Source organism: Trichocoleus sp. DQ-U1, from assembly GCF_039961925.1.
Classification (GTDB): Bacteria; Cyanobacteriota; Cyanobacteriia; order Cyanobacteriales; family FACHB-T130; genus FACHB-T130.
In genome coordinates this window covers 1-11,435 of record NZ_JAMPKB010000122.1, presented here as the reverse complement: position 1 = coordinate 11,435, position 11,435 = coordinate 1, and the positions used below count along the sequence as shown (strand labels likewise).

The 11,435-nt window shown below is 49.1% G+C and carries 10 protein-coding genes; 6 read left to right on the top strand and 4 right to left on the bottom strand.

The features are described 5' to 3' along the window. Nucleotides 1–27 precede the first annotated feature (27 nt). Nucleotides 28–615 (top strand): hypothetical protein, encoded by a 588-nt coding sequence (locus NDI34_RS26410; RefSeq protein WP_190689584.1) that lies wholly within the window; start codon nucleotides 28–30, stop codon nucleotides 613–615. 59 nt (nucleotides 616–674) lie between these two features. On the opposite strand, the gene NDI34_RS26405 is transcribed toward NDI34_RS26410, so the two are convergent. Then, nucleotides 675–1,697, bottom strand: coding sequence for a saccharopine dehydrogenase-like oxidoreductase (locus tag NDI34_RS26405; protein WP_190436256.1), 1,023 nt, complete (start codon nucleotides 1,695–1,697; stop codon nucleotides 675–677). Nucleotides 1,698–2,062: 365 nt separating this feature from the next. Between NDI34_RS26405 and NDI34_RS26400 the strand changes: the two genes are divergently transcribed. Genes NDI34_RS26400 through NDI34_RS26390 form a run of 3 tightly spaced genes read left to right on the top strand, consistent with a single transcriptional unit; the run spans nucleotide 2,063 to nucleotide 3,165 of the window. Further along, nucleotides 2,063–2,272, top strand: a complete 210-nt coding sequence (locus tag NDI34_RS26400; protein WP_190413832.1) for a DUF2997 domain-containing protein — start codon at nucleotides 2,063–2,065, stop codon at nucleotides 2,270–2,272. Between the two features lie 48 nt (nucleotides 2,273–2,320). Beyond that, nucleotides 2,321–2,707, top strand: coding sequence for a DUF1257 domain-containing protein (locus NDI34_RS26395; RefSeq protein ID WP_190413833.1), 387 nt, complete (start codon nucleotides 2,321–2,323; stop codon nucleotides 2,705–2,707). After that, nucleotides 2,707–3,165 (top strand): ferredoxin, encoded by a 459-nt coding sequence (locus NDI34_RS26390; protein WP_190532652.1) that lies wholly within the window; start codon nucleotides 2,707–2,709, stop codon nucleotides 3,163–3,165. The genes NDI34_RS26395 and NDI34_RS26390 overlap by 1 nt, the downstream gene beginning before the upstream one ends. A 104-nt stretch (nucleotides 3,166–3,269) precedes the next feature. Here the strand turns inward: NDI34_RS26390 and NDI34_RS26385 are convergent, their stop codons facing one another. Both NDI34_RS26385 and NDI34_RS26380 read right to left on the bottom strand, forming a co-directional pair. Then, complete coding sequence (locus tag NDI34_RS26385; protein ID WP_348234309.1) at nucleotides 3,270–5,870, bottom strand: DUF3769 domain-containing protein; 2,601 nt, start codon at nucleotides 5,868–5,870, stop codon at nucleotides 3,270–3,272. Between the two features lie 120 nt (nucleotides 5,871–5,990). Next, nucleotides 5,991–6,107: a photosystem II reaction center protein I gene (locus NDI34_RS26380; RefSeq protein WP_190413836.1), complete on the bottom strand. Its 117-nt coding sequence runs from the start codon at nucleotides 6,105–6,107 to the stop codon at nucleotides 5,991–5,993. A 644-nt stretch (nucleotides 6,108–6,751) separates the two neighbouring features. Between NDI34_RS26380 and glgP the strand changes: the two genes are divergently transcribed. Then, complete coding sequence (gene glgP, locus NDI34_RS26375; RefSeq protein ID WP_348234308.1) at nucleotides 6,752–9,385, top strand: alpha-glucan family phosphorylase; 2,634 nt, start codon at nucleotides 6,752–6,754, stop codon at nucleotides 9,383–9,385. Between the two features lie 33 nt (nucleotides 9,386–9,418). Here the strand turns inward: glgP and NDI34_RS26370 are convergent, their stop codons facing one another. Continuing rightward, nucleotides 9,419–10,189 carry a DUF429 domain-containing protein gene (locus NDI34_RS26370; RefSeq protein WP_348234310.1) on the bottom strand — a complete coding sequence of 257 codons (771 nt, stop codon included), beginning with the start codon at nucleotides 10,187–10,189 and terminating at the stop codon, nucleotides 9,419–9,421. A 400-nt stretch (nucleotides 10,190–10,589) separates the two neighbouring features. Between NDI34_RS26370 and NDI34_RS26365 the strand changes: the two genes are divergently transcribed. Then, on the top strand, nucleotides 10,590–11,282 hold the full coding sequence (locus NDI34_RS26365) for an O-acetyl-ADP-ribose deacetylase (RefSeq protein WP_348234307.1): 693 nt from the start codon (nucleotides 10,590–10,592) through the stop codon (nucleotides 11,280–11,282). The last annotated feature ends 153 nt before the right edge of the window (nucleotides 11,283–11,435 follow it).

The following is an 11,435-nucleotide window of genomic DNA, read 5'->3' as shown; positions in this document are numbered from 1 at the left end:
CTAAGATTGAAAATTTAAAATCAAAATATGTTTGTTAAGCAATCCTATTACGAAGCTAGCTTGGCGGAGTACAGTAACCTGTCTGGAGCGATCGCATTGCTCAAGCAGCACCGACCTTATCTGGAGATGATTCCTAGTATGCGCCGGTCTGAGGAGAGCGCGATCGCCATTCCTTTGCCGGTGGTGCGGATTCGCCATGCCTTATCTAAAGCAGAAAGCGCTAGCGTTGTTACATCTAGAGGAGAAGCCATTCGTTTGCCCTGTGATGTGGCAATTTTAATGTGTGACCCCGAATGGAAAATCAAAATGGGGGTGGAGATTTTTGTCTTTATTCACCGTCCCCAAGAAGACTTCTCCGACTTGTTGAGTCGCTGGCGGCAGACCCAAGTGTGGCTGGACAAAGAATATGAGTGGTTAATGCCGCCTCGCCATCAACACATTTTCAGCGAGGGCGCTGACAAGCTATATCCTTTGTTTGTTGTATTTCCAGAGACGCCAGAACGAATTAAGCGAGGCTTAATGGGAGCCTGTCTCCCCTTTGTCATCCAGACCCCAATGTTGGATGTTGAGGAACAGGCACAGGAATCTTTTTTGCCTGAAAGTCCCAACGTTTGACGGTTGAAGCAGGTTGAAGTGTAATCAACCTGCTAACGTACCCATTTTCAACCTGTTAACTACTTGACAAACTGCGGCATGACTTCGGCGGCGGTCAACAAACCGTAGATGCCTCGACGATGGAGTGCGACTCCGGCTTTGAGATAGCCGAAGGCAGGGCCGCAGACATTGGCTGCCATACTGGTTTCATCGCCAAGGGTGAAGGTATGGGTAGAAATCTTGCCTTCAAAGGTGCGACCTGTCACTTGGACATTCGTGCTGAGTGGTTTTTTGGGATTGCGGGTATCAACGACGCCGCCGACCGTAACGCGATCGCGCGGACAAATTCCAGCTAGCTCTAGCATCACATCATCAGCGTGTTCCATATTCTCCAGAGCCAGGATGCCGTTGGTTTGATCCAGCAATGCTTCCACTTCGGCATCACTCATGGCTCTGGCGCGCTCCACATCGTATCCGGGTAGATGGGCAATATCTTCCCGAATCGTCGCTCGGTAGGCTTCCCAATTTGCAATCCCTACCCCAAACGTAATCTTGACGCTATGGATTTCGGCATAACTTTGGGCAGCAAGAGCCGCGGCTGCCGTCAACAACCCAGGCGTCGCCCCACAGCCAGTCAGATAAGTAATTCCTGCTGCAAGAAGTTCCTCTTGCAGATCCAATAGCTGCTCGACAGCGCTGGTACGTTTCAGGGCGTCTACCAGAACCCCCCGCCAGCCAGATTGAATAAATTGCCGCGCGACGGACGCCATAAAGGTGTTGGGCAGATTAGGCAGTGCCAGGAAATATCCATCTACCGGCTTAGCTCGTTCGATTAAGTCTTGGATGCTCTGGCTGCTGAGGGTGCCTGTCGGCTCTAAATAGCCAAGAGAACCCCTTGTTTGGTAAATCGCAATGCTGGCATCTGGATCTAACCCTTGGGCGGCGTAGGTATAGCCTTTCTGGTCAGCAGCTGCAACCCAGATCATCTCGCGTTTTGGCGCAAGCACTCTGGCGGCAGCCTGCCCCAGTCCACCAAAGCCTAAGACGCCCACTCGAATGGGGGTTGGGGAGTTGATTGAACCTGTGACTTGCTCTGCACTCATAGCGTCTTCTTGCAATTGAACAAACTTTAATTATCCAGGCTCCTGGACGCGCCGGTTCGTTCACTTTTGAGAGCTTGAGCGATCGCTCAAGAAGTCTGTTGGCTTTTTTGCTCAATTTCGGATAATTTCTCTATCTTGACGCAGATGTAAAGTTAAGCGACACTGACAAATAATCAAAGTAAGACTCGCCTAATTAATTAAGTTTTGTTACGTTTTAACTCGTTGTGACTCAATTGCTCAACATTTGAGCAACATTAATTTATTAATATCCCAGCGAGTCAGTTCTAAGAAAGATGTCTTATCCGGCAGCATCAGCAGTATGGTTCGTGCCGCCGCATAACTTGAGCAATCCCTAACCAATGAGCATGGAAACGCTAGAGTTTATCATTTATCCGGATGGTCGGGTGCAGGAGAAAGTCACCGGAATTACTGGGAAATCCTGTGCCGAAGTGACTGCCGCTATTGAAGCCCAATTGGGTCTGGTACTAACTCAGGAACCGACTTCTGAATTTTTTGCCTCAGTGATTCATCAGAGTGCGACGGCGACAGCCGGGGCAACTTATAGCGAGTGGTAAGGTAAGTTTTTTTTTTGAGTCCAACTTAATTTATTTGAAAAAATCGTCATGTCACACTTTAGCAACATCAAAACTCAAATCCGCAATCTTGTCTCGTTAGAAGCCGCTTTGACCGACTTAGGAATAGATTGGAAATCTGGCCCGCAAACAGTGCGCGGCTATCGCGGTCAAACCCTTACGGCTGATGTTGCCATTGAGCAAAAAAATGGTTATGACATCGGTTTTCGTTGGAACGGTCAGGAATACGAACTTGTTGCTGACCTACAGTATTGGCAGCAAACGGGTTCTGTAGAGCGGTTTCTCAACCGAGTGACTCAGCGTTATGCTTACCACACGGTTGTCAAAGAATCTGCAATGCAGGGCTTCCAAGTTGCCGAGCAAAAACAGAATGAAGATGGTTCAATCCGCCTAGTAGTGCAGCGCTGGAGTGCCTAATGTCTGATTACCCAACTCCTGAACAGCCAACTCCCGAACGTTCTGGCTTGGAGCCAGAGTTAGGTGGTATTTGGCGGGATGCCCCGGAACGTTCGGGTTTGGAGCCGGAGTTGGGTGGCACCCTGCGGCAAAAAGGCGTCTATGTTGATGAAATAACCTGTATTGGCTGCAAGCACTGTGCCCATGTTGCTCGCAATACTTTTTATATTGAGCCAGATTATGGGCGATCGCGTGTAGTTCGGCAGGATGGAGACTCGGAAGAAGTCATTCAAGAAGCCATTGACACCTGTCCGGTCGATTGTATCCACTGGGTCGATTACACGGAATTGAAAAAGCTTGAACAAGAGCGGCAATATCAGGTGATTCCATTGATCGGATTCCCTGCTGACCATGCGATTACGGCTGTGAAGCAGCGGCAAAAGAAGGTTAAAAAAAAGCAACCGAAACCCATAGACTAAAGGTTCGCTGGTATAAAAAGTGCCCGCCTGTACGGGCTAAATAAATAAAAGCCCCAACCGCATGCAACGGTTGGGGCTTTTATTTAAAGCATTGCACTCAGTTTCTAACGAGAAACCCCTTGCACGACTGGACGCACACCAGAGCCAGGGAACGGTTCCGGAGTACCCAACCAGTTAAAGTCATTAAGCCGAAAACTGATGGAACCCAGCTCCAAAACAGGGTTGTAGCGCAGGACGATGTTGTAGGTGCGGCGGCTGTATTCCAGAAAGTAGTCGGTGCTGATGTTCTCCTTAGTATTTAAATTGACCGAGGTTTGAAAACCCAGGCGAAACGGGCCATAAATCTGTTGGGTAATGCCCGCGGAAAGGACGTTGGTATCCACGAGGCGGTCAAATAAGAAAGGTGATATACCACCACGAGCAACTTGAGAGTAGGTAACGTTAAACCCGGTGTAATCTAAAAAAGGTCGGGAGAAATGACCGAATTGTCCTTGCACCCCAATGCTCCCGCTCAGGGATTCCTGGCTATCCCCACTACTGTAACCACTATAAACGCCGGTGACGCCCGTCGTTAATAGTACATAGGGAACAACTGGCACGGGTGTGTAGCGCAGTCCTTCGGTGGGGGTGGCAGGCAACCCTTTACCCCGCCAAAGTAAAAAGTTGCGGTTGAGGGAGGCACTGGCTTGATAGCGACTGAGACTGACGCGATTGTTGGTTTGCCCTGGTTCGAGCAAGTCTAAACGGTCTGTATCTGCGTTGATGAACTGGGCACCCGCTTGATAAGTGAGGTTGATGCCAGTATTCCCTAAGGGAATGACCGGAGAAGTCAGAACTGCGCCTAAACTACTCTGGACCGTTTGATAGCCGAGGGAGCCGTTGAACAGGCGATCGCGGTAGCTATATTCTAAATTTAAGGTATGGGGTAGACGGGTGCCGATAATCTGGCGCAGCCGCAGGCTCGCTCTTAGCTGGTCGTCTGCGATCTCTTCGGGATCTAGACTGGTGAAAACAGCCGACCCTCTCAAGGTTGTGGTGGGACTGAGGGTGGCATCTAGTCTAGTCCTGAGACCAAACACGGAAGGATCGAGGAAGCTCCCCTCAGAAACCGCTTTTTGAAGAAAATATTGCGGGGTGACGCGCAATCGCACGCGGTTGGTAGAAATCAGTTGAAAGGTTCGTTCCGCAAACACACCACCTCGGTCTTCAGCATCATACCCGAACGTGACGAGACCCGGTTCGGTTTCGCTCCGGTCAATTACTCTGCGATCTTGAAAAATTGGGATCGAAAAACCCTGGTCAAAAACGACGCGGGAGCGGGTGGTGGTAATTTCATCTACCAGGGGCGAAATCCGCCTAAATCTGGCTGTATCTGCCCGTACCTCAAGTTCTGGTGGCGAAAAGGGATCGTTGGTTAGGCGAACATTGGTAGCAAAAGCTCCTTCAGCGTCGAAATCCACCCGGTCGGCTTGAAAGCGCAGCCGGTTAATTGCGCCCCCTTCCTGAAACGGCTGCTGGTTTTGGATGTTCTGGCTAGCCCCAACGACCAGTCCGTAGCCGCCAGGACTGGTGATATTCGAGACGGGTTGGTTGGCGGTAATGCGATCGCTTAACGGTCGCACTGACGCAGCCGCAGCACTGACATCATTGGGTAAAGGACTCGAAAAATCTGCCCCTGCTGAAGGCTGGTAAATCTCGCCACTGGCATTTAAGAGGAAACCGCTATCCTGGGCAAAATAATACTCAACGCGATCGCCCCGCAGCACTTGTTCTCCTCGCGTCATGGCGACATTCCCGTCGCCCACTACAACGCGATTTGGCAAGTTTACCTGTAGCCGATCCGCATCTACTACCGCACCCTGGTAGCGCAAGACAACATCGCCTTCTGCTGTAACGACTTGTCGATCTACATCGTATTCTTGCTGGTCAGAAGTTAATTCCACGACGCCTCCCGTACCGCCAGAAGTCGTAGGTGGCGTCGTACCGGGGGCGGGAGCGGGTGCTGGTTGATTTTCTGAAGTCGGAGGTGCCGGTGCGGGCGCTGATGCCGGTGCAGGTGCCAATTCCTCTTCAGGCCAAGGCTCACCTTCCGACACGGGCGCTGGAGGAGTAGACTCTATCGGAGTTTCACTCGGCAAAGATTCCGGAGATTCCGGAGATTCCGGAGATTCTGAGGGTTCTGGAGGCTGTTGATCGACACTCGGCAGCTGCTTTTGCAACACAGGAGGAGTTTCTGTGCGTTCTTTTGCGATCGCAGCCTGACTTTCAGCGTTCTCTTCCCTAGGTTCTGACTCTTGATTTTCTACCGACGAAGCATCAAATTCAGCAACGTTCGGAACATCCTGGTCTGGGTATGCGTAAGGGCGAAGCCGTTGTGCTGATAATGCAGGGTCATCATCATTCTGGTCTGTCTGCACAGATGCTTCTTCCCTACCACTCCGATTCCGGACGATTGGATGACCCACTGAAATTGGGGCACCAAGGGGGGCAGCTTTTCTGGTGGGGATAGAAATTACAGAGAGCGAGGAAGAAGACTCCGGCGCAAACGTTTCCGGCTGCGTCGGGGCAGCAAGGGTCTCAGGTTGCAGGGTTCGCTGGGAATCCGATGCAATTGTTTGAGCGGAGACAGCTAGAGAAGTGACATCCTCTGGCGGCAACGTGTTGATAATCGCAGGCGGTGGGGGCGGCGGAACTGGTTGGGGCATCTTCTAGCAACAGGAGTTGAGCGGACAGCACCAATGCCTATCCTCAACTGCACTCTGAGTAGGGTGCCTCGCAGTGGACTGCTGCCCCGACATCGGCCTGAGGCATAAAGCGATCGCTGTTTATTCCAGATCCCGGCGTTTTGGGTTACGGGAAGGATCGCTGGACAAAAATCCAAACACAAAGAGCAGGCTGAAGAAGGCAACGACTATATAAACGACAATTTTGAGAGTCACCATACCGATATCTACTCCAGACGGGAAAGGCTGAATGTTGCTGCCTTAAAGGCAGAACAACTTTCTCATAATACCGAAATATTGCTTCATTTTTGCCTTGAGTCTGGAGTGATTGTTGACCTCAAGCGGTCAGTCCAGCCGTCGTTTGAGCTGCTTAAACTGCTCTGACGATTGCCAGAGCGCGAAGTTTCCCTAGCGATCGCTTAGTTGTTATACCACGAGATCGCACCCGGTTCCTGGGTTTTAACTTTTCCCTAGCTCAAAATCAAGGAAATTGCAGAACCCGGGAAATACTGAAATCCTTGCTAGGGTGCGATCCCAGATAGCTAAGGTGTTTGGACGCCAGGAGGATAAACACGCGAATGCCACTAAATGCCACTAATGGTGCCCAAGGGCAGCGTTGCAAGAGACGCGATGTTCACCGCTTTTAGGCGATCGCTCCCGTGCTAGGAGCGCTTTTCTAAACAAATTTTCTCAATATTCCCTGGAAAAACCAGGATTTTGGATTGAAAGCGGCAGCTTGCTAAGGGCAGCTAGCTGGATAAAGGGATCAACATTTCCAGTCCAAAAGAAGAGTATAAAGAGCATCCAACTTGTAGCGGAAGTGAGTACACAATAGCTCTATTAAGACTTTAGAGGCTTTGTCAATGCAGCCGATTCGGACATTTAACGTTTCCCCCGCCTTGCCGTCAAGACTAGAACCCTTACGAAAACTGGCATATAACCTGCATTGGGATTGGAACTTTGAAACTAAAGAGTTATTTCGCCGCCTAGACCGCGATTTGTGGGAATCCAGCCGTCACAATCCAGTGCTAATGCTGGGAACTATTTCTCAAGCGCGGCTACAAGAAGTTGCTGAAGATGAAGGCTTTGTTGCCCACATGGAACGAGCCAGCCGCCAGCTAGACGACTACCTGCAAGAACGGACGTGGTATCGCAAACACAGGAATGAGGTGAACGATCAGAGGACTGAGAAGAAACAAGAAAATTCTTCTGCTTCCTCACTCAGTCCTCAGTCCTCCGTCCTCAGCACCCAGGAGTGTTATGCCTATTTCTGCGCGGAATTTGGTCTAACCGACTGCCTGCCCATTTACTCTGGTGGCTTGGGCGTTCTCGCGGGAGACCATCTTAAATCAGCCAGTGACTTAGGCTTACCGCTGGTTGCCGTCGGCTTACTCTATCAGGAAGGGTATTTTGCCCAGTACCTCAATGCCGATGGTTGGCAGCAGGAACGCTATCCGGTTAACGATTTCTACAATATGCCATTGCACCCGGAGTGCAATCCTGACGGTTCGGAACTGCGGATTTCTGTAGAGTATCCAGGGCGCACCGTCTATGCCCGTGTCTGGCGCGTGCAAGTGGGCACAGTGCCCCTATACCTGCTCGATACCAACATTGAGCCGAACAATCCCTACGACCACGACATCACCGACGAGCTGTATGGTGGTGACTTGGATATGCGGATTCACCAGGAGATGATGTTGGGCATCGGGGGCTTCCGGATGCTGAAGGCGCTGGGATACAAACCCACTGTTTACCATCTGAATGAAGGTCACTCAGCGTTTCTGATTCTGGAACGCATCCGGATGCTGATGCAGGAAGAGAAACTGGATTTTGCCGCCGCTAAACAAGTGGCGCAAGCAAGTCAAGTTTTCACGACTCACACGCCTGTCTCTGCTGGGTTCGATTTGTTCCCCCCGGATAAGGCTCTTTATTACGTGGGGCACTATGCCGATATTTACGGACTTTCCCACGAAGAGTTTCTCGGCTTAGGACGGGAGGACACTGGGGATTTGGCGTCACCGTTTAGCATGGCAGCACTGGCGATGAAGACATCGAGCTTTGTCAATGGGGTTGCTCAGCTGCACGGGTTGGTGTCGCGGAAGATGTTTCAGAGTCTCTGGAAAGATTTTCCACTCAATGAGGTGCCGATTACCGCGATTACGAATGGAGTCCACGCCCGCACTTGTGTAGCGAAGTCAACGCAGGAGCTGTATGACCGCTACCTTGGCCCTCAGTGGTCTGACGCGCCAGTAGACGATCCGTTGTGGGAGCGGGTGCAGTCGATTCCAGATGAGGAGTTGTGGCGCAATCACGAGCGTCAGCGGTCAGAACTGGTGGTGTTTGTGCGCGATCGCCTAGTGAGAAAGTTGCGCGATCGCGGTGCTTCTCCCTCTGAGATTGACCAAGCGCAGGAAGTATTAGATCCAACGGTGCTAACAATCGGGTTTGCCCGTCGTTTTGCGACTTATAAGCGGGCAACTCTGTTTTTGCGGAACCTAGACCGGATCAAGAAAATCTTGTTGGGCGATCCAAATCGGCGGGTGCAATTCGTCATTGCTGGAAAAGCTCATCCCAAGGATATGCCTGGGAAGGAACTGATCCGGGATATCATTCATTTCTCGCGGGATGAAGGAATGAATGCCAGCGTGGTGTTTATCCCGGACTACGACACTTATGTTGCCCGATTAATGGTGGCGGGTTGTGATGTTTGGTTGAACACTCCCAGGCGTCCGCGAGAAGCATCTGGTACCAGTGGGATGAAAGCTGCAATGAATGGTTTGCCGAATCTGAGCGTGCTGGATGGCTGGTGGGATGAGGCAGATTATGTCCGCACTGGCTGGCCCATCGGTCACGGAGAAGACTATGAAGACATCAATTATCAAGATGATGTGGAAGCGAATGCTTTGTACGACTTGCTAGAACAGGAAGTCGTGCCGCTATTCTATAACCGGGATGGTGCTGGAATTCCCCGCAAGTGGACTGCCAAAATGAAGGATTCGATTCGATTGAATTGTCCGTTCTTCAATACGTCGCGGATGGTGCGGGAGTATGCAGTGCGGGGATATTTCCCAGCGAGCGATCGCTACTCTACGATGACCGCAGACAACTACGCCCCCGCCAAGGATGTAGCCGCCTGGAAGCAACGAATCTTCGAGCAATGGTACAACATCAAAATCGAAGAAGTTGATGTCTCTGAACCGGCTGGGATTATGGTCAACCAAACCGTTAGCGTCAAAGCGCGGGTTAATCTGGGGGAACTCAGCTCCGATGATGTTCAAGTTGAACTTTATCAGGGTGCAGTTGGTGTCGATGGGGAAATTGTCAACGGCATTCCCGTAGTGATGGATTACCAAGGCAAAGATCAACAAGGATGTAGTATTTACACTGTTGATATTCTTTATACCTCCAGTGGTTTGCAGGGTTTCTCTTTACGGGTTTTGCCAAAACACGACAATCTATCAAGCCCCTACGAATTGGGGCTGATTCTTTGGGCTTAGATAGTTTTGAGTTTTGAGTTATTAATTCAAAATTTAAAACTCAAAACGATTCTTGGGGACGACAATATATCCGGTGGTGTCATCTCCCAGCACCAGATTTCTTTCTAATCCCCAGTACCACCAATGAGCGCCTACATAGGCACAGATGAGACTATCTAGCTTATCTTCTAAGGCTTTAAAGGTGGCAAGGGTACTGGGGATTTCTAAGAGAAACGAACCGCCAAGACGCAGAGGACGCAGAGAGGAAGAGGCAGAAGAGACATCTAGTTTTGGTGTCAGGTTGGGTAGGCTATTTACAATATACTGGCGGAGTTTTATGAGTTCTATTTGACGTTCTGCTAGTTTTCCTTTTTTGTATTTAAGAATCCGCTCTAAGCTGAATAAATTTACGATGGCTGGGTGGGGAAATACTTCGATTTGATAGCGTCCCGGTTGTTGGGGTTCGATCGTTGGTGCGTGAGCAAATCCACGGGATTTGAGGCTGAGTCCAAATCCTACGGTGCGTTGGGCGAAGGGGAGTCCTAGATTAGCAGGGTAGCAACCCGCGTGATAACGACCAAAATATTTGTGGGTAAGTTTATCAGGTAGTCGCGTCCCAGTGGTGTTGGGAATCAGTGTCGGGGCATCGACGGCAATCATCGCCGATTCTGGTGCGGGTGCCCAAGTATCAATCCAGTTAAGGATCTCTTCGATTGTTTCGAGTCTATCTAAATCCAGCAGATGCAACTGCCCATCTTCCCAAGCGAGGCAGCATAATCCACTGGGTTGCGATCGCCATCCCAAATCAATGCCTAAAAATTTTATCACGCTGAAATTTTATTATCTATCTTGGTGCTTCGTGCCGCTCATCTTATTCAAATCTGCGAATCAAATTCAAAAATGGTTCAATTCTGTTGCATAGAAACACATAGTTATGAGGTAAATGAAGCGATGCTTTATAGCTTCTGAATTTGTCTCGAAGTCAATAGATTAGCTGTTTGGAATTTACTTTGCAAAATAATTTTAATATAACTTGTTAATAACCCAAACAAATTAAAGTATTTACAAACAGTGTTGCTGATGCAACTCATAATTCTGTTAAGGAGTCCCTTTTAAGCAGCAACTAGGCTGTTAAATATGCAAAGTATCTAAATTAACAGGGCTATGATAGTATCAAAATCCAGTCACTGGCATACATTGTTCTTTTTGATCCAAAGTAGTGATAATGAACAATTATAAAGGATGCAATTACTGTCTGCATTATCGCCGTGATGGAACCTGTGTTGCTTTTGACCCTGGTTTTATTCCAATAACGATTGCTTCAGGGCAAACAAAACATATCCAACCTTTACCAAATCAGGGAAATACAATTGTTTATGAGCCAGCCGGAAAATCTATATTCTCCAGGTTGGATGAGTATTGGATGAATAACAAGCTGATGCGTGAAAGAATAGAGGTTATAGAAGGCGACATTACTCAGCAACAAGTGGATGCCATCGTCAATGCTGCGAATGAATCCCTAATGGCTGGTGGTGGGGTTTGTGGAGCTATCCATCGTGCTGCTGGGTTAGGGCTTGAGGAAGAATGTCTACAACTGAAGGTTTGCACGGAAGGCGATGCCAAAATAACAAAGGGCTACAACCTCCCAGCAAAGTGGGTTATTCACACGGTTGGACCAGTATGGGAAGGTGGCAGGTATGAAGAACATAAAGTGCTGGCTCAGTGCTATCGCAATTGCTTTGCTTTGGTAGAGCAATATAAAATAAAAACCGTAGCATTTCCATCTATCAGTACAGGAGCCTATGGGTTCCCGGTAGAGAAAGCAGCAAAAATTGCAGTTGCTGAAACTAGACGTTTTCTGGAGCGAAACACCTCAGTTGAAAAGATAATGTTTGTTTGCTATGAAAAGCAGACTTAAGTGCTTATGTAAAATAAATTACACATAATAAAAAGTAGAATAAGCTAAAACAAAAGTCAAGAAAACAAGAGACTTATGAGATTTATTAGAGATTTAAGCCGAGAAACTCAAAGGATTCTCAAAAGAATTTATAAAGAAAGTAGACATCATCAA

Excerpts from the sequence above, each read along its gene's own strand:
- NDI34_RS26380 (WP_190413836.1), bottom strand. The coding sequence starts at position 6,107 with ATGGTGACTCTCAAAATTGTCGTTTATATAGTCGTTGCCTTCTTCAGC.
- NDI34_RS26405 (WP_190436256.1), bottom strand. The coding sequence starts at position 1,697 with ATGAGTGCAGAGCAAGTCACAGGTTCAATCAACTCCCCAACCCCCATT.
- NDI34_RS26390 (WP_190532652.1), top strand. The coding sequence starts at position 2,707 with ATGTCTGATTACCCAACTCCTGAACAGCCAACTCCCGAACGTTCTGGC.
- NDI34_RS26395 (WP_190413833.1), top strand. The coding sequence starts at position 2,321 with ATGTCACACTTTAGCAACATCAAAACTCAAATCCGCAATCTTGTCTCG.
- NDI34_RS26400 (WP_190413832.1), top strand. The coding sequence starts at position 2,063 with ATGGAAACGCTAGAGTTTATCATTTATCCGGATGGTCGGGTGCAGGAG.
- NDI34_RS26365 (WP_348234307.1), top strand. The coding sequence starts at position 10,590 with ATGAACAATTATAAAGGATGCAATTACTGTCTGCATTATCGCCGTGAT.
- NDI34_RS26410 (WP_190689584.1), top strand. The coding sequence starts at position 28 with ATGTTTGTTAAGCAATCCTATTACGAAGCTAGCTTGGCGGAGTACAGT.
- NDI34_RS26385 (WP_348234309.1), bottom strand. The coding sequence starts at position 5,870 with ATGCCCCAACCAGTTCCGCCGCCCCCACCGCCTGCGATTATCAACACG.
- glgP (WP_348234308.1), top strand. The coding sequence starts at position 6,752 with ATGCAGCCGATTCGGACATTTAACGTTTCCCCCGCCTTGCCGTCAAGA.